This is a genomic window from Fructilactobacillus sp. X8R4C1 (assembly GCF_059900905.1).
Genome location: NZ_JBWXVJ010000003.1, coordinates 1 through 20,741, shown reverse-complemented (window position 1 = coordinate 20,741; position 20,741 = coordinate 1). Strand labels below are relative to the sequence as shown.

19 protein-coding genes and 5 tRNA genes are annotated in these 20,741 nt (G+C 40.0%); 4 read left to right on the top strand and 20 right to left on the bottom strand.

The genetic code is table 11. The annotated features are described in order from the left end of the window. Positions 1 to 17: 17 nt before the first annotated feature. The gene (radA, locus tag AC6UDA_RS04950; RefSeq protein WP_500696154.1) at positions 18 to 1,400 is read right to left on the bottom strand and encodes a DNA repair protein RadA; all 1,383 of its coding nucleotides are present in this window, start codon (positions 1,398 to 1,400) and stop codon (positions 18 to 20) included. Positions 1,401 to 1,415: 15 nt separating this feature from the next. After that, entirely contained in the window at positions 1,416 to 1,952 is a 537-nt protein-coding gene (locus AC6UDA_RS04945; RefSeq protein ID WP_500699879.1) for a dCTP deaminase/dUTPase family protein, read from the bottom strand. Between the two features lie 157 nt (positions 1,953 to 2,109). On the opposite strand from AC6UDA_RS04945, the gene rpiA reads away from it, so the two are divergent. Continuing rightward, on the top strand, positions 2,110 to 2,799 hold the full coding sequence (gene rpiA, locus AC6UDA_RS04940; RefSeq protein ID WP_500711150.1) for a ribose-5-phosphate isomerase RpiA: 690 nt from the start codon (positions 2,110 to 2,112) through the stop codon (positions 2,797 to 2,799). A gap of 91 nt (positions 2,800 to 2,890) precedes the next feature. Here the strand turns inward: rpiA and AC6UDA_RS04935 are convergent, their stop codons facing one another. From AC6UDA_RS04935 to AC6UDA_RS04925, 3 genes are read right to left on the bottom strand one after another with little or no spacing between them, the layout of a single operon-like run. Continuing rightward, the gene (locus AC6UDA_RS04935) at positions 2,891 to 3,562 is read right to left on the bottom strand and encodes a 2,3-bisphosphoglycerate-dependent phosphoglycerate mutase (protein ID WP_500701483.1); all 672 of its coding nucleotides are present in this window, start codon (positions 3,560 to 3,562) and stop codon (positions 2,891 to 2,893) included. Positions 3,563 to 3,585: 23 nt separating this feature from the next. Next, the gene (locus AC6UDA_RS04930) at positions 3,586 to 4,563 is read right to left on the bottom strand and encodes a DMT family transporter (RefSeq protein WP_500711148.1); all 978 of its coding nucleotides are present in this window, start codon (positions 4,561 to 4,563) and stop codon (positions 3,586 to 3,588) included. A 51-nt stretch (positions 4,564 to 4,614) separates the two neighbouring features. Continuing rightward, positions 4,615 to 5,562 carry an AEC family transporter gene (locus AC6UDA_RS04925; RefSeq protein WP_500696790.1) on the bottom strand — a complete coding sequence of 316 codons (948 nt, stop codon included), beginning with the start codon at positions 5,560 to 5,562 and terminating at the stop codon, positions 4,615 to 4,617. A 189-nt stretch (positions 5,563 to 5,751) separates the two neighbouring features. Between AC6UDA_RS04925 and AC6UDA_RS04920 the strand changes: the two genes are divergently transcribed. After that, the gene (locus AC6UDA_RS04920; RefSeq protein WP_500711146.1) at positions 5,752 to 6,912 is read left to right on the top strand and encodes an LCP family protein; all 1,161 of its coding nucleotides are present in this window, start codon (positions 5,752 to 5,754) and stop codon (positions 6,910 to 6,912) included. A gap of 64 nt (positions 6,913 to 6,976) precedes the next feature. Here AC6UDA_RS04920 and AC6UDA_RS04915 read toward each other — a convergent pair whose 3' ends face one another. The 7 genes from AC6UDA_RS04915 to AC6UDA_RS04885 form a co-directional block, all read right to left on the bottom strand. Next, a complete protein-coding gene (locus tag AC6UDA_RS04915; RefSeq protein WP_500696788.1) occupies positions 6,977 to 8,419 on the bottom strand; it encodes a catalase in 1,443 nt (480 codons plus the stop codon). A gap of 135 nt (positions 8,420 to 8,554) precedes the next feature. Further along, positions 8,555 to 8,640 (bottom strand) — tRNA-Leu (locus AC6UDA_RS04910). 56 nt (positions 8,641 to 8,696) lie between these two features. After that, entirely contained in the window at positions 8,697 to 9,584 is an 888-nt protein-coding gene (gene thrB / locus AC6UDA_RS04905; RefSeq protein ID WP_500701479.1) for a homoserine kinase, read from the bottom strand. Between the two features lie 6 nt (positions 9,585 to 9,590). Beyond that, a complete protein-coding gene (locus AC6UDA_RS04900; RefSeq protein WP_500701478.1) occupies positions 9,591 to 10,040 on the bottom strand; it encodes a SprT family protein in 450 nt (149 codons plus the stop codon). A gap of 12 nt (positions 10,041 to 10,052) precedes the next feature. Next, positions 10,053 to 12,221, bottom strand: coding sequence for a Tex family protein (locus AC6UDA_RS04895; protein WP_500711322.1), 2,169 nt, complete (start codon positions 12,219 to 12,221; stop codon positions 10,053 to 10,055). Positions 12,222 to 12,286: 65 nt separating this feature from the next. Further along, a complete protein-coding gene (nadE, locus tag AC6UDA_RS04890) occupies positions 12,287 to 13,126 on the bottom strand; it encodes an NAD(+) synthase (protein WP_500711144.1) in 840 nt (279 codons plus the stop codon). A 9-nt stretch (positions 13,127 to 13,135) separates the two neighbouring features. After that, positions 13,136 to 14,602, bottom strand: a complete 1,467-nt coding sequence (locus tag AC6UDA_RS04885) for a nicotinate phosphoribosyltransferase (protein ID WP_500701475.1) — start codon at positions 14,600 to 14,602, stop codon at positions 13,136 to 13,138. 89 nt (positions 14,603 to 14,691) lie between these two features. On the opposite strand from AC6UDA_RS04885, the gene AC6UDA_RS04880 reads away from it, so the two are divergent. Next, positions 14,692 to 15,426 carry a WecB/TagA/CpsF family glycosyltransferase gene (locus tag AC6UDA_RS04880; RefSeq protein WP_500711142.1) on the top strand — a complete coding sequence of 245 codons (735 nt, stop codon included), beginning with the start codon at positions 14,692 to 14,694 and terminating at the stop codon, positions 15,424 to 15,426. 41 nt (positions 15,427 to 15,467) lie between these two features. On the opposite strand, the gene AC6UDA_RS04875 is transcribed toward AC6UDA_RS04880, so the two are convergent. From AC6UDA_RS04875 to AC6UDA_RS04860, 4 genes are all read right to left on the bottom strand, one after another. After that, the gene (locus AC6UDA_RS04875) at positions 15,468 to 16,169 is read right to left on the bottom strand and encodes a GntR family transcriptional regulator (RefSeq protein WP_500694496.1); all 702 of its coding nucleotides are present in this window, start codon (positions 16,167 to 16,169) and stop codon (positions 15,468 to 15,470) included. Positions 16,170 to 16,238: 69 nt separating this feature from the next. Further along, positions 16,239 to 16,310: transfer RNA gene (locus AC6UDA_RS04870), tRNA-Gln, on the bottom strand. Between the two features lie 8 nt (positions 16,311 to 16,318). Further along, positions 16,319 to 16,401: transfer RNA gene (locus AC6UDA_RS04865), tRNA-Tyr, on the bottom strand. Between the two features lie 128 nt (positions 16,402 to 16,529). Continuing rightward, positions 16,530 to 18,014 carry a peptide MFS transporter gene (locus AC6UDA_RS04860; RefSeq protein WP_500694497.1) on the bottom strand — a complete coding sequence of 495 codons (1,485 nt, stop codon included), beginning with the start codon at positions 18,012 to 18,014 and terminating at the stop codon, positions 16,530 to 16,532. A 130-nt stretch (positions 18,015 to 18,144) separates the two neighbouring features. On the opposite strand from AC6UDA_RS04860, the gene mscL reads away from it, so the two are divergent. Further along, entirely contained in the window at positions 18,145 to 18,519 is a 375-nt protein-coding gene (gene mscL, locus AC6UDA_RS04855; RefSeq protein WP_500694498.1) for a large-conductance mechanosensitive channel protein MscL, read from the top strand. Positions 18,520 to 18,554: 35 nt separating this feature from the next. On the opposite strand, the gene glnA is transcribed toward mscL, so the two are convergent. From glnA to AC6UDA_RS04835, 4 genes are all read right to left on the bottom strand, one after another. Further along, complete coding sequence (gene glnA / locus AC6UDA_RS04850; protein WP_500694499.1) at positions 18,555 to 19,895, bottom strand: type I glutamate--ammonia ligase; 1,341 nt, start codon at positions 19,893 to 19,895, stop codon at positions 18,555 to 18,557. Positions 19,896 to 19,906: 11 nt separating this feature from the next. Beyond that, positions 19,907 to 20,290 carry a MerR family transcriptional regulator gene (locus tag AC6UDA_RS04845; protein WP_500694500.1) on the bottom strand — a complete coding sequence of 128 codons (384 nt, stop codon included), beginning with the start codon at positions 20,288 to 20,290 and terminating at the stop codon, positions 19,907 to 19,909. A 245-nt stretch (positions 20,291 to 20,535) separates the two neighbouring features. Beyond that, a tRNA-Thr gene (locus AC6UDA_RS04840) sits at positions 20,536 to 20,608 on the bottom strand. A 56-nt stretch (positions 20,609 to 20,664) separates the two neighbouring features. After that, positions 20,665 to 20,737: transfer RNA gene (locus AC6UDA_RS04835), tRNA-Asn, on the bottom strand. Positions 20,738 to 20,741 lie beyond the last annotated feature (4 nt).

The following is a 20,741-nucleotide window of genomic DNA, read 5'->3' as shown; positions in this document are numbered from 1 at the left end:
ATTGAAATGAAAATATTTTACTTTTTTAATGCTGTTTTAAGAGCTTCGGTAATGGTTGAAACTCCTATGACCTGAATATTTTTAGGTGGAGTCCATCCCTTTAGATTATATTTAGGAACCAATACGCGCTTAAAGCCTAGTTTCTGGGCCTCAATAACGCGTTGCTCAATTCGATTGACCCTTCTAATCTCACCAGTCAAACCAAGTTCACCAATGTAACACTCTTTTGGATCGGTTCCAATATTCTCATAACTTGACGCAATGCTAATTGCCATTGCCAAATCAATGGCTGGTTCATTAAGTTTGACCCCACCAGCAGCTTTTAAATAAGCATCCTGGTTTTGTAACATCATTCCGGCTCGCTTTTCAAGAACCGCCATAATCAGTGAAACACGATTTCGATCCAGTCCAGACGCAGTTCTTTGCGCATTCCCAAAAACCGAGGGAACAATTAAGGCTTGAAGTTCAACCAGAATCGGACGAGTTCCTTCCATTGCTACCACAATTGCTGATCCGGTAGCGTTCTTCAAACGCTCCTCTAAAAAAATCTCAGATGGATTCTTGACTTCTTTTAGCCCATCTTCATCCATTTGAAAAATTCCGAGCTCATTCGTAGATCCAAATCGGTTTTTAACGGCGCGTAGTAACCGATAAGAATGATGCTTGTCTCCCTCAAAATAAAGAACGGTGTCAACCATATGCTCTAAAGTCTTCGGGCCGGCAAGCGTACCACCCTTAGTAACGTGTCCCACCAAGAAAATGGTGATACCGTTGGTTTTTGCGATGTTCATTAAATCCGAGGTAACACCTCGAACCTGCGTAACGGAACCAATCGCAGACGGGATCTCATCTTCTTGCATGGTTTGAACGGAGTCAATGATAACGGTGTCCGGCTTCACTTCTTCAATTGCCTTCCTGATTGAAGTCATATCCGTTTCTGGATAAAGGTATAAGTTTCCTTTTTCAGAAACATTGAGGCGATCCGCTCTCATCTTAATTTGATCGGCACTCTCTTCTCCTGAGACATACAGTACCTTTTGTCCTGAGGCTGCTAATTGACCGGAGACTTGGAGAAGTAACGTTGACTTACCAATCCCCGGATCACCACCGATTAGGACCAGTGAACCTGGAACCACACCTCCGCCAAGCACCCGATTCAATTCATTTGAATCAACCTGAATCCTCGGGGCACTTTCAGCGCTAACTTGTCTAATTAGCTGGGGTTGCGACTTAGTCCCGCTCAGTGAAACCCGACTCACGTTCGCCTTTTTGGTATCATTTTTTTGGACCGTTTGTTCAACCATCGTGTTCCATTCACCACAGTTAGGACAACGACCTAGATATCGTGGTGATATATATCCACAGTTGGAACAAACATATTGCGTTTTTGCTTTAGCCATTAAATCATTTCCTAACTATTTGCCAGAAGAACCAAATCCCCCATTTCGAGTCAGCTTTGGTCCCTCATCTTGATCCGCAAGTAAATAAGGCATAAAGATTCCTTGTCCAATTCGATCACCTTTTTTAATCTTACGGTCGACGATTCCAAAGTTTAGAATCTGGACAAAAATTTCACCCTCATTACTTTCATTATTGTAATAATCAGCGTCAATAACACCGATCCCATTCGGAATTACTAAGTTTCGTTTCAAAGGATTACTTGAGCGATTCGCGATTATCAACACTTCATTTGGCTGCATGTAAGCCTTAATTCCCGTTGGAACCAAAAAGGGCTTTAAAGCATTCTCTGAATCCATGATGTCTTGTTGATCTAACTTTCTTCTAGCCTTAATGATACCAAATGACCGAATTAAACCAGTTTTCCAGATTGACGGAATAACCATGTCAACGGCACTGGCAAAGTCATATCCGGCAGCCTTTTCAGTTGCTCGTTTTGGCAAAGTCAAGCCGTCATTCTGATATTTTGAAACAATCTCAAAGCCTCTTTGCATCTTCTAATACCCCTTTATTCTCAAAAATTCCTACTATTATTTTACCAGTATTTCTTAAATTTTGACATTGCTTGACAAAATCATAAAGACCATTGAAAATTAATAATAGTGGTCAAGTTACTAAAAGTAACGACTTAATTTGAAGGGGAACAATCAAATGAATTCAGCAGATCAGCGAGAATTAAAGAAACACGTTGGAAAAGAAGCTGTTAAGCACGTTAAGGATGGGATGGTACTGGGTCTTGGATCTGGTACCACCATCAAGTACATGGTAGACGCACTGGGAGAGCGCATCAAAAATGAACATCTAGGTATTATCGGTGTGCCCACTTCCAGTAAAACTAAGCGTCACGCGGAAAGCTTAGGCATCACTACTAAGGATGTTGACGAAGTCGACCACATTGATTTAACCATTGATGGGGCCGATCAAATTGACAAAAATTTTCAGGGAATTAAAGGCGGTGGAGCCGCTCACCTGATGGAAAAAATCGTTGCCATTAATTCTGATCGTAACATGTGGATTGTTGACGAAAGTAAGATGGTTAAAAAACTCAATTTTCCACTTCCGCTTGAAGTAATCCCTTATGGCAGTGGACAACTATATCGTCGTCTCAATCGGATGGGACTTCATCCGAAATTTCGTCAAAGCACGAATGGAGGGAAATTAACAACCGATTCTGGTGACTACATTATTGACTTAGGCTTACCTGAAATCACGACTCCCGTTCAACTGGGCAAAAAACTTGATAGTATGACAGGAATTGTGGAACATGGGCTGTTCTTGAACATCGTAAATACCATTATCGTAGAACATCCCGACGGACCGGAAACAATTAAAGCTCGCTAATGATTTAACCGACCCAAAAATAACTACGCAACTATCATCAAAATCTAAATAACAAAAGGACGAAAACTTTGATTGAGTTTTCGTCCTTTTGTTATTTAAGGTAGGTCTTATCTAAAATATCTAAATCTGGGTCAAAGGTATAAATGATCGGCTTCCCGTTTTTAACTTCCACGCCATCAATTCCTTTATCACTGATATTTTCTAAATATTTAATTAAAGCTCGCAGTGTGCTTCCGTGAGCAACTATCAGTTGATTTTTACCATCCAGCAATTTGGGGGCAATCGAATCCTGCCAGTACGGAATCATCCGGTCATAAGCCATTTTAAGGCTTTCAGCTGGTGGCTCAATTACACCTAAGCGCCGATATTTTCGAATCGGGGACACCTGATCTAATTTAGGGGGAACAGCGTAAAAACTCCTGCGCCACTTCATAAACTGTTCGTCTCCGACCCGCTTTCTAACTTCCTCTTTATTTTGGCCCCTAAGAGCACCATAGTGTCGCTCATTTAAGCGCCACGTCTTATGTTCAGGAATAAAATCCTGGTTGATCACGTCCAAAACAATGTCAGCGGTGACAATCGCCCGTTTTAAGACTGATGTATGAACATCACCAAACTGAATCCCGGTCTGACCTAAGCGTTTGCCGGCCTTAATTGCCTCTTCTACGCCCTTCTTAGTCAGTGGAACATCACTCCATCCAGTAAAGGTATTAGTGTGATTTGCGACACTTTCACCATGTCTCATAATTACTAACTTACTCATACAACCGCCTCAATAAACTAAATTTATTTACCTTCTTCAATCGTCTGATCGTCTAACATGGTTGAATCGGTCTCTTTATAACGCTCACCTACAAACGTAACCACCGAACCAATCAGGATAATCACAATTCCTACAATGGTAGGCAGATTAATCTTCTCACCCACAAAAATCATTGCTAAGACTGGAGCTAAACCAGGTTTAATAAAGAATACCAAGGACGCAATTGAGACCCCTGATTCTTGCATTGCTAAAAAATAAAACGCAAAACCGCCGCCGGTTACACAGACTCCGATAAAGAATAAAATCCAGAAATTTTGTAAATTAACGTCCTTTAAGATCGGAATGGATGCAAATTGACTCAACCATCCCACCGATTTCATCCCACTTGAAACAAACGGGATATTGGTAATCAATGATAAAACAAATAACTCCAAAGAACCAGCAATAAAAGTGAAACAAGTGATGGTAACTCCATCTAATTCTCTTTTGACCGAGCAATACTGCGACAAAATACTGTAAAAGCCAAAAGTAACAGCCGATAAGAGTGACAGAATAATTCCAACTGGATTAGTTAAGTTAAATGGATTAACAATCACAATTAAGCCAATGACCGAAATGATTAATGAGATTAAGTTGGCCCGTCCAATTCGTTCATGCAAAATGAAGTACGCAAAGATTACGGCAAAGACCGGATTACAACTAAACAGGACGGCCACAATAGCTGGCTTATCGTACACAATCGCTAACTGGTACAGGGTCATACTAATTACCACGCACGCAAAACCGGTAAACGCAAACGTCTTCCAATCCTTTAAGTTGATTTTGCGTCGTCGTTTATGTAATTCATAGAAAGCGAACGGCAATAAAACAATCCCACCAATGAAGAAACGAAGTAAATTCAATTGAATTGGATTAAACTCACTTCCTGCCACCTTTAGGGCAATCTCCATTGAACTAAACATTAACGTCGAAATTAACACATAAATCACTGATTTTTTCACTTTAAGCTACTACTCCCATTCTTTACTTGTCTATTTTTCAATTGACTCGTCTTAATGGATTTGTTGCACAATCACCATTAAAATGGGCAAAACAACTAAACTGATGATCGTGGTTTCAGCGACCATCAGTGAAGCATAATCTGCGTCCGCACCATACTTTCTGGCTACCACCGGTGCGTTAGTCATAACCGGCATGGCAGCCTGCATAATGAAGACCTGTTTCATCAAAACTGGCATCCCGGTTGGAATAACCAACAGTGCCATTAAAATTGGTGAAATAATGAATCGACCCAGTAAAATTCCCCAATTAGAGGCACTAAAGTCAAATTTGTTAAAGTTGATATTTGCCATCGAAATTCCAATGAACATCATTGAAAGTGGGATGGTTAACCCACCAATATATTGAAAATCACTCATTAAAAAATCAGGAATTTTAATTCGCAGTAAAACCAAAATCACCCCAAAGATAAATCCCAGCAGTGGTGGTGACAAAATTTTACTCACGGTCTTTTTCCAGTCAAACTTGGAATTAGCGTCCCCATCACGTTGGATTAAGTAAACACCAATGGTCCAAAAAAAGGTCGTATTAGCCATGTAGTAAACTAACACGTACGGTAAACTTTTGGCCCCAAACAGAGCCATATTAACCGGCAATCCGACAAAGACGGTGTTTGAATTTAAAAACATCGATTCAAACACCCCCCGATGATACTTTTTAATTCGAATCACCCGCGCAATTGCCACCGAAATCCCAAACATGATTAACATACTAACGACCGGAAATCTTAAGTCTGGCAACGTTGAAAGTAACGTGTCGGTCGTAAAATCGCGACCAATCGTATAGATCATGTAACACGGCAAGGCTACGTCAATAACCAGTTTAACAATTAAGTTAGTTGAATCATCATTAAACCAGTGCCGTTTAGCCAAAACAAAACCGAGCACGATCATGATCAGTACAATTAATATCCCTGATATACTCTTAAAAAAAATACCCATTTGATCATCCTATTCTTGTAAGTTTTACTTAAGTTATTGTACCACACGATTTTACACCACTAGAAATTGCCCCAATAAGAATAATACGGTTATATTAAAATCTACTAAAAAGTTGAGAAATAACTAGCGTTAGCTGCCATAACTGCTATATAATTTGGGGCAGTATTAATAAATAAGCGGGGAATAATAATGTCAAACTACGATAATAATAATGACGACAATCGCGAATATAACCGGAGAGCTGGTAATCCACATTTTTCCGAACCAAAATCAGAGCCAGCCGTCGACTATGATAACGAACCGCACCATCCAGTTGCCTGGACTTTTATGGGTATCATCTTATTGATTGTCATCATTGCCCTTGCTTTTGGTTTCCGTGCTTACACCCAGGCTCGTCATTCCTTTGGAGGAACGTTTCAAGACGATGGAATTGGAAAATCAAGAAACGTCTCAAACCTTCTAAAGAAACGAAAGCCGTTTTCAATCTTACTAATGGGAACCGACACGGGCGCCCTTGGTAGACACGACGTTGGCCGCACCGACACCATTATCGTTGCTACCGTTAACCCGCAAAAGCAGACCACTTACTTAACCAGTATCCCCCGCGATACCAAGGTCGTGGTCGACGGTGACTCACAGCCATACGAAAAAATCAACGCTGCTTACACCATCGGTGGTCCAAAGACTGCCATTTCAACTGTCCAGCATCTCTTAAACGTTCCCATCGACTACTTTGCGATCGTTAACATGGGTGGTTTAAAACAGATGGTTGACTCCGTTGGGGGTGTCGAAGTGAAGCCACCATTGACGTTTAAGTATGGGAATGCCAATGTAGTTAAGGGCAAAATGACCCATCTAGATGGTGATCAAGCCCTTGATTATTCTCGAATGAGGGATGATGACCCGAAAGGTGACTACGGTCGCCAACAGCGACAACGGCAAGTCTTAGAAAAATTAGTGATGAAAGGAATGGGAATTTCTTCCATTCCCAGGTACCAACAAATTCTTGAATCATTAAATGGAAACCTCAAAACCGATTTATCCTTTGATGACATGATTGCCATTAGATCTAAGTATGGTCCAGCCACTCATCACATCAAGTCTGAGACCCTTCAGGGGAATGAAGCAATGATTAACGGAGTCAGTTATCAAGTCGCCCAACCAGACGAATTGATGAACGTCTCAAACCATATTCGAACCACCTTGAATTTACCGCAAGCTAAGGGTTTAACTCCTAAACAACAAGAAACCAATTCCCCTAGTAATGGTGATCCATTCAACAACAATACTGCTACCAATGATTCATCAGGGAGTATCACCGATCAAAACTCAACGGCACCAGCATATTAAAATAGACTTGTAAGAATAGGGCTAATAACCTATCTTGCAAGTCTATTTTTATTTATGGGATCTTTTATCTAATTTCATTTAAATCAAGACCAAGAGCCTTTGTTACTCGAGTCCCATACTCTGGGTCAGCCTTATAAAATTGTCTGGTTTCTAGGATTTGGATCTCATGATTATCAACGGAACCAAGCGTTTCTTTGATCGTATTAATCAGGCGATCACGTTCCTCTGGTTTCATTACATGATACAACTTTCCGGCGGCACTATAGTAGTCAGTGTCATAGGGTTTAAAGGCTCCGGTTTCACCTTCCACTTTATCGGGACTGATTGAAGCACTCAAATCTTCAACTGGACCACCCTTACCGTTTGGTTCATAGTTGACCGATCCGTCTTGTCCTTGTGCCATTTGACCATCACGTTCGTAATTTTCAACCTTGTCTAATGGACGGTTGACCTTTAATTGTTCATAATTAGCGCCTAAACGATATCTTTCCGCGTCCTTATACGCAAACAACCGTCCTTGAAGTAACTTATCAGGACTTGCTTCAATCCCAGGGACTAGGTTAGCGGGTGAGAAAGCTAATTCTTCCACATCGTCAAAATAGTTAGTTGGATTTTGGTTTAAGGTAAATTCCCCAACTTCTTGTAGTGGGTAATCCTTATGAGAAACCACCTTAGTTACATCAAAAATATCTGGTTTGTAATCAATTCCTGCTTGATAAGGGATAATCTGAACGTAAACTTTCCATGTTGGATAGTTCTTTTGTTCAATTGCATCGTATAAATCATGAATTAAATAATCGGTATCTTCAGTTGCTGCTTTTGAAGCTTGTTCATTAGTCATGTTCTTAACCCCTTGTTGACTAATGAAGTGATACTTAACCCAAAATGGAGTCCCTTCTTTATTAACCCACTTATACGTGTGACTTCCATAACCATTCATTGTTCGATAACTAGCCGGATTACCACGATCACCCATCAGGTAGGTGACCTGGTGAACTGATTCTGGTGAGTGAGACCAGAAATCCCACTGCATCTCTTGTGAACGTAAATGAGTCTTAGGATCACGCTTCTGGGAATGAATAAAGTCAGGAAACTTAAGTGGATCGTTAACAAAGAACACCGGAGTATTATTACCAACAATGTCGTAATTGCCTTCTTGCGTGTAGAATTTCAACGCAAATCCACGAACATCACGAACGGTGTCAGGATAACCAGCTTCACCCGCAACCTGCGAGATTCTAATGGTCATTGGGGTTTCTTTGCCCACACCATTGAATAAATCAGCTTTAGTGTACTTACTCATGTCATGTGTAAGTTTAAAAACGCCCTTGGCGCCAGCACCTTTAGCATGAACGACTCGCTCTGGAATCCTCTCACGATTAAAATGAGCTAACTTTTCTAGTAATTGATAATCCTGCATCAAAACAGGACCACGAACACCAGCTGTTTGAGAATGTTCGTTATTAGCCCACGGTTGACCAGCTTCGGTTGTTAATTTATCTGACATAATTATCACACCATCCTTGTTAATTAATCGTTCACTTCTTAGATTAATCGTGCACAACTTAATGTCAACAAAAGAGACTTAGAATTAAAAAGAACACCATATCTTAAAATGATATGGTGTTCTTGAATTAAATGATGCGGCCAAGAAGACTCGAACTTCCACCGGGATAAATCCCGACAAGATCCTTAATCTTGCGCGTCTGCCAATTCCGCCATGGCCGCATTGCTACAATAAACATCATAGCAAATTTAACGAGATAGCGCAATGAATTTTTTAATTATTCTTCACCACGAATCGTGGCACCATCCCTATCAAGGTCAACTAACTTACATACTCCATCCAATTGATCGTTACTTTCAATCTTCTGTTGTAACTTGGTGAGTTGGTCATAATCTCCTAGCGTAATAATCGATGAACCCACTCCACTAATGTAAGTTCCGTAGATTCCTAGTTCATGAGCAGTCTGTTTAATTACTTTGAAGTCTTTAAAATCATTACCCTGTCCAGTGCGAACCAAACTATCAGCTTCAATCATTCGGGCCGCTTTATTCCAATCATTTTGCATTAATGCAGCGACAAAAACGTTCGAAGCGCTACTAGTCTGTACCTCTTGACCAAACGTAATTTCCTTTGGGAAACGTTCCATTCCCTTCTGTTGGGTAATCTTTTCATTTCGAATGAAAACCAAGGCTTGCATCTCATCGGGCATATGAGCTTTGACAACGTCCGTCTTTCCATCCTCATAGTGAGAAATTGTTATGTCTCCCAGAATGGCTGATGCAATGTTGTCGGGATGTCCCTCCATTCGACTCCCAATATTAATTTGGTCATTAACTGATAAATTCATATTTTCAAGCTTGTTAGCAATTTTAATTCCCGCAGCAATCGCTGTGGTACTAGATCCAAGTCCTTTTTCCAGTGGAACATCTGACATTACCGTTAGTTGATGGGGCATGATTTTAGGGTTAACCTTTAAAATCGTTTGAACCACCAAATTTTTGTCATCGTGAGGAACTGAATCGCCAAACGCATGATTGACCCGCCACTTCTCAGTTTCTTCTTCAACGATCACCGTGTAATACATGTGAAGAGCGAGCCCAACCGAATTATAGCCATTACCAACATTACCAGAAGTTGCTGGGACCCTCACAATAATTTTTTCCATGATACTTCACTCCTTCTTAACTAGTTTTAGCTTACCACGACACTTACTACATACAAAACGTGAGATATTAACCCGTCGCTTTCGTCGATATAATTGGCCACACTTAGTACACTCATAAAGATAATGATAAGCTGATTGTGCTTTCAAAATTGGAGCATAACGACTACCACCTACAGCTCTTAACAACTGCTTAAATTCTTTTGAACGATGATTAGCGGAATACCCTGCTAAATGAAGATGATAATGAACGAGTTCATGTTTAATGATTCCCACTAATTCTTCTCTAGAGATCCTCTTCGCCATCGTCTGATTAATATCAATATTATGGTCTTTAAGGTGGTATCTACCACCCGTGGTTTTCAATCGACCATTAAAATATGCGCGGTGCTTAAATGGTTTCCCAAATGACTCTAACGAGATTTGTTCCACAAGTTTCTGTAGTTCATCGTCATGCAAATAAGTTCGCTCCTATTCTGGACCAACCATGGAAAGTTTAATTCGTTTTCGATCTAAATCAACACTTAACACCCACACGTCGACAATGTCACCAACAGAAACAAGCTTTGCTGGATCCGATATAAACCGATCACTCATTTTTGAAATATGAACGAGACCATCCTGTTTTACTCCAATGTCGACAAACGCACCAAAATCAGTAACATTGCGAACGGTTCCCTGTAATTTCATTCCCAATTTCAAGTTTTCAATCTTCATGACATCCGATTTAAGCAACGGCTTCGGCATCGTATCACGTTGGTCACGTCCGGGATTTTTCAAACTAGCTAAAATATCTTTGACCAACTGCTGATCAATTGATAGTGATTGTGATAAATCAACTTCATTTGCTTTTTCAAGCTTTTTTCGACCTTCATCAGAACTAAAATTATCAATTGTAAGTCCCATTGCTGACAAGATTTGTTTAGCTTGCCGATAACTTTCTGGGTGAATATCAGTATTGTCCAATGGATTCTTGCCATTAATGATACGTAAAAATCCAACTGATTGTTCAAAAGCCTTTGGTCCTAATCGTTTAACTTTTTTTAATTGATTACGGTTAGAAAAAGCACCGTTTTCATCTCGATATTCAACAATATTTTGTGAAGTGGATTTAGTTAATCCCGAGATGTGTTCAAGTAGATTTGGACTAGCGGTGTTCAAGTTGACCCCGACTTGGTTAACGGCGGTCTCAATCACCCGATCCAACTGTGCATCAAGGTTACTTTCAGAGACATCATGCTGGTACTGACCAACCCCAACCGCTTTGGGGTCAATCTTAATCAACTCAGAAAGTGGATCCTGTAGTCGTCTTCCAATACTAATGGCTGAACGTTCCTCAACGTGAAGGTTAGGAAACTCTTTTCGCGCATTGTTACTAGCAGAATATACCGATGCCCCAGCTTCACTAACAATTACGTAATGAACCAGATAATCAATGGATTTAATTGCATCAGCGACAAATTGTTCCGATTCGCGTGACGCCGTTCCGTTACCAATTGCAATCATTTGAACGTGATACTTCTTAATCAGGTCAATCAACTGTTCTTTAGCACGCGCTTGTTGTGATTCCGTTGCCGGTTTAGTGGCTTTAATAATTTCCTTTGCCAAGAATTTACCGTTTGCATCAATGACCGCTAGTTTGCATCCCGTTCGGTACGCTGGGTCAAAACCAAGAACCACCTTACCCTTGATTGGCGCCTGCATTAACAGGTGATACAGATTTCTTCCAAACACTTCAATGGCATGATTTTCTGCGGCTTCAGTCATAGTGGAACGAATTTCACGTTCGATGGCAGGACCGATGAAGCGCTTATAAGCATCTTTTGAAGCGTCTTTAACAAAGTCAACTGCGGGACCATTATGATTACTAACCACATGAAAATCAATGTAATGCATAATGGCATTAACATCAACATCTAGTTTCACGGTCAATACCTTTGCTTTTTCACCACGATTGATTGCTAAAACCCGATAACTCGGAACCGTTTTGGCTCGCTCACTAAAATCGTAGTAATCATCATAAACGCCACCTTCGTCATTGACCTTTCCTTTAGGTTTAACCTTTGCCGCCAGCATAGCGTTTTTTAAGGTATAGTTTCGAATCCATTCCCGAAACTTAGCGTTGTTTCCAATGGCATCCGTAATGATTTCACGGGCTCCATCTAAAGCGTCATTAACGGAACTAACGTCGTGATCATCATCTATAAAGGACTTTGCCAGTTGTTTTAATGGCTCATTTTGAAACTTTAAAATTGCAGTTGCAAGTGGCTCTAATCCCTGTTCCCTTGCAACCATCGCCTTTGTTTTTCGTTTTTGCTTATATGGCAAATACAAGTCTTCCACAATCTGAATACTGTCAGCATTTAAGATGTCTTGTTTTAACTGCTTGGTTAATTGGCCTTCTTCGTCAATCTTTTTTACCACTTCTTCCTTTCGGTGGCTCAGCTTTGCTAGACGCTGGTAAGTATCCTCAAGTTCCCGAATGGAAACCTCATCCAAATTACCGGTTCTCTCTTTGCGGTATCGTGCAATAAACGGAACGGTATTACCATCCTCAAGCATTTCTAAGGTTTGTTGAATTTGTCGTTTCGAAATGTGTGGTAACGCTTTTGCAGTTTGATCAATTAAAGTTTTTTCCATTTTTTCACCATAATCTTTCAAATAAAAACTCCATTAAATAATTAACGGAGTTATTGTAATCAAATTTATTTCCAAAACGTATCATAAACATTAATGGGAAGGTGTCGCTTATGTTGAGTTTTCAAATACCAATTTTCAATCACATTAGCTGCACTAGAACTAATGTCCTGGCCTTCTAAAAAGTCATCAATATTTTTATAACTAACCCCAAGTGCTTTTTCATCTGGAAGAGCTGGACGATCATCTTCAAGATCCGCCGTTGGGGTTTTCTCGTAAAGGTTTTTAGGTGCGTCAATGTACTCAAGAAGCGCACGACCTTGTCGTTTATCCAGTCGCCAAATTGGAACAATATCAGAGGCACCGTCACCAAATTTAGTGTAAAAACCAGTCACCGCCTCGGCGGCATGATCAGTGCCAAGTACAATCCCTTGATTGGCACCAGCAATGGTGAACTGTGCGATCATCCGCGTCCGAGCTTTAACGTTGCCCTTATTAAAATCAGAGACAGCATCACCGTTAGCTTCAACCGCTTTTACCATCGCATCGACTGAATCCTTGATATTGACGCGTTCAACCCGATCAGCATCCATAAAATCAATAGCTTCCATAGCATCCGATTCATCAGCTTGTTCACCATAAGGAAGGCGAACCGCAATAAACTGATATTCAGTATCACCCGTTTCTTCCCTTAATTCATTCATTGCCATCGATGCCAATTTTCCCGTCAAAGTGGAATCTTGACCACCAGAAATTCCCAGTACTACTGATTTAATGAACGAATTCTTTTTAACGTAATCCTTAATAAAATCAACACTACGTCTAATTTCTGTTTCAGGATCGATCTTTGGCTGAACCCTTAAAGCATTAATAATCTGTTTTTGCAGTCGTTTTTGTTTCTCATCCATTACTATCACCTACTCTAATTTTTGCTCAACCCCATTATGAATTTCATTAATCAAACTCATCTTGTGGTCCCATAATTTCTTAGAAAGATCAACTGGGTAATCTTGTGGATTTAACTGACGCTTGTACTCTGGCCAGAGTGCCTTCAAAGAGTCAGTCGCATGCTGCTTAGTAGCCTCTAACGTCGGCATTTGATATACCTGCTTTCCATCTTTAAAGATATCCTGTAAGAGCGGTTGAGCATTAAAGTTGGTAATAGTCTTGTTAATGTACGTGAAATGCGGATGGAACATGTACACGGAAGACTGTTCACGTGGATCTTCACCATCAAGTGTGATGTAATCTCCCTCAGACTTACCGTCGTCTTTTTCAGTAATCCGCCAAACTTGCTTCTTACCTGGAGTGGAAACCTTCTCAGCATTATTGGAAAGTTTAATGGTATCGACCATGTGCCCCTGTTCATCTTCAACTGAGACCAACTTGTAAACCGCACCAAGTGCGGGTTGGTCAAAAGCCGTAATTAGCTTGGTCCCAACTCCCCAAGAGTCGATTTTGGCATTTTGCATCTTCAAACTACTAATGGTGTATTCATCAAGGTCGTTGGAAGCCACAATTTGAACATCCTTAAAGCCAGCTTCATCCAGCATTTCTCTAACTCTTTTTGATAAGTACGCCATATCACCGGAATCAATTCTGACACCTTGAAAGTTAATCTTGTCGCCCATTTCTTTTGCAACTCGAATTGCATTTGGGACCCCACTTTTAATGGTATCAAAGGTATCTAACAGAAAAGTACAGTTCTTATGGGTTTGGGCATACGCCATAAATGCATCATAGTCATTTCCAAATGATTCAATCAAAGAGTGCGCCATCGTTCCGCTGACAGGAATGCCAAATTCCTTACCAGCTAACACATTGGAAGTCGCGTTAAACCCACCAATGTATGCCGCTCTGGTTCCCCACAGTGCTGCATCAACTTCTTGGGCTCGACGACTACCAAACTCCATTAAAGGATTATTTCCAGCTACCATTCGAATTCGAGCCGCTTTAGTAGCGATTAAAGTCTGATAGTTCACCATGTTCAAAATAGCGGTCTCAACTAATTGACATTCCGCAATCGTTCCTTCAACTTGAACAATGGGCTCGTTGTTATAAACTAAATCACCCTCAACAGCAGAACGAATTGTTCCAGTAAACTTGAAGTTACGAAGATAATCTAAAAATTCATCGGAATAATCGCTAATTGACTTTAAATACTTAATGTCCTCATCAGTGAAGTGAAGGTTGTTGATATATTCAATAATGTGTTTTAATCCTGCAAAGACGGCATATCCATTTCCAAAGGGCATGTCTCTAAAAAAAACTTCAAATACAGCATGACGATTTTGCATATGTTTTTCAAAATAAGTTGCCATCATATTGATTTCATAATAGTCAGTGTGTAAAGTTAAATTATCAGGACTTTGTAATGTTGACATCTTTAATCTCCTCTAGCCCTTTCAGGCTAAACTATTGTTGTTACTCGTTGCACATTATATCACATAATAACCAAAAAGAAGGCTAACAAATGACGCACAAATTTCCGACCACCGACATCGCTTCCATCCCCTTTGTTAACACGACTTTCACCGAATTTATGCAAGTAATTGAATCCCAAATAGACGGCCACCAAAACACGTTCGTGGTAACCGCAAATCCAGAAATCGTCGTTTATGCTAATCGTCACCCTCACTACCAAAAAATTTTAAAAACGGCTACTTACGTCGTTCCGGATGGGATTGGTATTATCAAGGGCGCCAAAATGTTAAATGACTCGATGCCAGAACGAATTACCGGCTATGACATTTTTAAAACACTATTAGCTTGGGGAAACCAAAATAACAAGTCAGCTTATTTTCTGGGAGCCAAACCCGATGTCGTATTTGATTTACGAAAAGTCTTAACCGTTAACTATCCACATTTAAAAATTGTGGGGATGCAGGACGGCTATTTTAAAAACGACTCTCCCATCATTAACAACATCGAAAACAACGACATTGACATGATTTTTGTTGCGACCGGTTTCCCTAGCCAAGAAGAATTCATAGCAAAATATCGAGCCAAAAATAACGGGCTGTGGATTGGGGTTGGAGGCAGCTTTGACGTTTTAGCTGGACACGTCAAGAGAGCTCCTAAGTTCTGGATTAATCATCACATCGAATGGCTCTATCGCCTTTTTAAAGAACCCACCCGTTTTAAACGAATGCTAGCCATTCCTGAATTTTTAAATTTAGTTAGAAAACAAAAAAAGGATGAGAAGTGATCTCATCCAACTTTACGAGCCCTCGTTAGTAGGGCTCTTTTTTATTTATTTAGGTAAAACTCAAATCGCTCAGCAGCGTACTGAGCCTGAACAAACTCAAATGGTTGCTGATTTTGAAGATAAGATATCTGTTTTAGCTTAAGAATGGGTGCCTTAACCTCAATATCCAGTAAATCAGCAATCCGATCAGTCGCTAAAATCGCCGAAATAAATTGCTTCGCGCTTCTTGGACGAAGTCCCTTCTTGTCCTCTAAAGAACGATACAGGGAGCTAGAAACGTCTTCTTCACTTAACCCTTCGACCATCGATGCATTAACAGCTGCCACTTCATAGCAAATCGGAATGTCGTCCCCATAGCGAATCCGATTCATCCGCAAAACCCGATCATCCTGACTCAGCCCCAAGACAGAGGCTTCCTTAAAGGTGGGCTCAACAATCTTATATGACAAGGTTTTGGTGGATGGCTTTTTTCCTTGAGCCAGCATAATGTTAGTAAAGCTGGTTACTCCGGACATCTTTTCTTGAACCTTTTGGTTAGTAACGTACGTTCCTGAGCCGGCAATCCGTTTTAATATTCCATCCTCAACGAGCGCTTGAACAGCTTGCCTGAACGTCATCCGACTTACTCCGTACTGTTCGGATAGTTTTCTTTCAGATGGAATCCGGGTTCCCACTTTCCAGCTTCCGTCTTCGATCTTACTTTTAATATCATCATGAATTTTAATATAAACAGGTACTGTCATAATTACTCCTACCTTGGCATAAAAAAATCGACTAACATTTGTTAGTCGATTTTACACCAATAATTAGTATTGGGCTAGCTGGGTTCGAACCAGCGCATCACAGGATCAAAACCTGTTGCCTTACCACTTGGCTATAGCCCAAGAATCAATGGAGGGGAGTGGATTCGAACCACCGAACCCGAAGGAGCGGATTTACAGTCCGCCGCGTTTAGCCAGACTTCGCTACCCCTCCATAATAAATAAGTAATTCGTAGTAACGAATCAACGTTTATTATATTACACGGGATCATGATGTTAGTCAATACTTTTTTTCAAAAAATAAAAGGCGCTAACTTTACAGCGCCTTTCATTATAGTGATTTTAATTTACTCCATCCATCAGTTTTTTAACTGGTTTGATCATCAATAATAAGACAATTCCAAACAAGATGGCTACAAGTCCAACGATTCCAAAGTACGCGATTTCGTGTCCCGGGGTGTAGAACTTAACGATTTGTGAGTTAACCGCCTGACCAGCAGCATCCGCTAAGAACCACATACTCATCATCTGTGATTCAAATGCTTTCGGAGCAAGTTTGGTAGTAACGGAAAGCCCAATTGGTGAAATCAACATTTCGGCAATTTCAACAATGGCCCAACTACCAATTAGCCATAGTGGGCTAACTTTAGCTGATGAACCAAATAGGAAAATTGGAATCATCATAAATAAGTACGAAAATCCAGCGAAAAACATTCCCCACGTAAACTTAACTGGAGAGCTGGGCTCTTCTTTTCTTTTAGCCAGATATGTCCATAAGAATGCGAACAGTGGTGTGTACAGCATAATGAACAACGGGTTAAGTGACTGATACCAAGTAGCATTAATGTGCAAAAATCCAAGGTTATTGTTAGTTTGATTTTCAGCAAACAAAGCCAAAACAACGGAGCCCTGTTCCTCAATGGCCCAGAATACCGCAGCAGCGATAAATAATGGAATATAGGCAAGAACCCGTGAATGTTCTGTCTTAGTAACTTTCTTACTTCTCAAAATAACAACGAAGTAAATAATTGGGGTTAAAATTGCAATGATACTCAATAACAAAACAAAGTTATCAATACTCAAAACTTTAAAGTACCACATCCCCGCGATAATAACGGCAAATACAGCTAAGCCACCAATAATTTCAAGAACTAAACGATTCAAATCATCTGGTTCTAAGGGATCACTTGGATATAAGCCATCGATACTCAAAGTCTTTTTACCGCTAAAGTAGTAGTAAATTAAAGCAAAGAACATTCCGATCGCAGCAAGTGAGAATCCAGCATGGAAATTAAAGTCCATTCCGACGGTCCCAACTAAGATTGGAGCAATGAAGGACCCTAAGTTAATCCCAAAAACAAAAATAGTAAATCCAGTATCACGTCTTGGATCATTTTCACCATATAAGGCACCAACCATTTCTGAAACATTTGGTTTTAACAGTCCAGTACCAACGGTGATTAAGACAATGGAAATAAACAACGCTCCGGCACCAAATGGTAATGAAAGTACCACGTGCCCAAACATAATTAAAATTCCACCATACAGAACGGTCTTTCGACTCCCCCAAACTCGGTCACTTAAATAACCACCTAACACTGAAGTTAGAAATACCAGTGAACCGTAAATTGCCATAACTGAAGCTGCTGTGGTTGGAGAAAATCCTAATCCACCCTTGGCGACTGAGAAATACATGTAGTATAAAAGAATTGCACGCATCCCGTAGTAACTGAATCGTTCCCACATTTCAGTGAAGAACAGTGTTTGCAACCCTTTTGGCTGCCCAAAGAACGCATGGTCGAGACTCTTCTCGCCTTGTCCGTTCATAAAATCTCCTCCTGTCAATCTTTTAACAATTATCAGAAATAATACCATTCTTGATTTTCATTTACAATCATATCTCGACAAAAAATTTGTTAGAATAGTGATTATCAAGGAAAAGGAAGTGAATAATACATTGTTCAAGGAATTTAAAGAATTTATATCACGAGGGAATGTGGTTGACATGGCCGTTGGAATTATCATCGGGTCTGCATTCACTTCGATCGTGACTTCATTGGTTAATAACATTTTCAACCCGTTTATTGGACTGTTTTTAGGAAAAATCGATCTTTCATCACTTGCCATCACCGTTGGAAAAGCAAAGATAAAATATGGCTTATTTCTAAACTCAGTCATCAATTTCCTGCTGATTGCTTTCATCGTCTTTTTATTGGTCAAATTTATCAACAAATTAACTAATAAAAATCAAAAAAAGCAAGAAAAGAAGGCTCAAGAACCGAGCCTTACTGATCAATATCTAGCTGAAATTGTTAAACTGCTTAAAAAGTAATTCCTTAATCACACTAACGCTCTGTTGGTGTTTTTTTATAGCATATCTAGGTATCTGTCGCGTTCCCATTGAGAAACGTTTTGTCTGTAAGCATTCCATTCCATGTTCTTTGCATCCAAGTAATTTTGATACATGTGAGGTCCCATGGCTTTCTTCATAAGTGGATCAGCTTCATATGCTTTAAGCGCATTATGAAGAGTGGAAGGTAAGTTTTCAATATGATCTAATTTTCGTTCCTTGCCATCCATATGATAGATATTACGGTCAATTGGTTCACCTGGTTCGATTTTGTTTTTAATACCATCTAAACCAGCTTCAAGAATTGATGCAATTGCTAAGTATGGGTTAGCTGAAGGATCAACACTTCGAAGTTCAAGGCGAGTGCTAAGACCACGACTAGCTGGAACTCTAACTAATGGTGAACGGTTAGATGCCGACCATGCCACATAGACCGGTGCCTCAAAGCCAGGAACTAGTCGCTTGTAGGAGTTAACGATTGGGTTACATACAGCAGTTAATGCTTTAGCGTGCTTCAAAAGTCCACCTAAGAAGTAGTATGCCGTTTGTGATAATTCCAGGTCACCATCTTTATCATAAAAGACGTTGTCACCATCTTTATCAAACAATGACATGTTGATGTGCATCCCAGATCCATTGATACCATTCAGTGGCTTTGGCATGAAAGTGGCGTATAATCCGTACTTTCTAGCAACTGTTTTTACAACTAACTTAAAGGTTTGAATATGATCTGCCGTAACCACGGCGTTGTCGTACTGAAAATCAATTTCATGTTGTCCAGATGCTACTTCATGGTGAGAAGCCTCAACTCGAAAGCCCATATTTTCTAATTCAAGAACCATATCACGACGAATATTGGCTGCCAAATCCATTGGTGCCAAATCAAAGTAACTTCCGTGATCATTCAATTCAGTGGTTGGATTACCCTTATCGTCCATTTTGAACAAGAAGAATTCAGGTTCTGGGCCAATGTTAAAGTTAGAAAAGCCCATTTCTTTCATTTCATCCAGAACACGCATTAAATTATTTCTTGGATCACCAACGAACACCTCGCCATCTGATGTATGAACACTACATGTCAGACGAGCAACCTTACCGTGTTCGTCACCCCATGGGAAGACCATCCACGTTGAAAGATCAGGGATCAGGTACATATCACTTTCCTCAATGCGTACGAAACCATCAATTGAAGATCCATCAAACATAATCTTACCATCTAAAACCTTGTTTAGTTGGTTAACGGGTACCTCAACATTTTTGATGCTGCCCATCAAGTCAGTAAACATTAGTCGAATAAATCGGACGTCTTCATCTTTTACCATTTGGCGAATGTCGTCTTTTGTATAATCATGTACCATAAGTAGTCTCCTTATTTTAAATACTTACCCTGTTGCTTTAAATCAGAATCATCATACAAGCGTCCAGCTTTTAAAATATCGTCTTTCAAGTATTCGCGGACATCTTCATCACTAAGTGATTTATCACCACTATGTAAAAGTTTTCGACGACGTTGTTTCTCAAATACTCTTTTAACCTGAGCAATTGTCATTCCTTCAATAAGATAGTTGTGAATCTCAAGAATTTGGTCCACATTATCTAATGAATACAAACGTCGGTTTCCTGATGTTCGTTTAGAATGAACAAGACCATGATCATCGTAATACCTTATTTGTCTGGATGATAAGGAAGTAAGCTTCATAACCGTTCCCATTGGCAGAACCGCTAAAGATTTCCTCAGTACTTTTTCACTCATACGCATATCTCCTTGATATGACACCATTCTATTCGTTATTGATATAAGCGTCAATAACCTATGTTATGAAATGTAACACTGATCCAAGTTTAACATAAAACTTGCAATATAAAAAAAGACACAAGAAATAAATTCTTGTGTCTTCATGTATGTATGTGCATATTCAAGCACACCATTAGATTCTATTCACCCGTTATTTGCTATGCCAAAAATTTAATCATCATTAAGAATGAATAAAAAATTTATGCCGGCTGCAGGACTTGAACCTGTGACCCTCGGTTTACGATACCGATGCTCTACCAGCTGAGCTAAGCCGGCAAAATGACGATAAATTAAAAGTGCTAACGGCAATTGTTGTTAGCACTCAGACATAGCTCCGGCAGGCGGGCTCGAACCGTCGACAACCTGATTAACAGTCAGGTGCTCTACCAACTGAGCTATGCCGGAATAA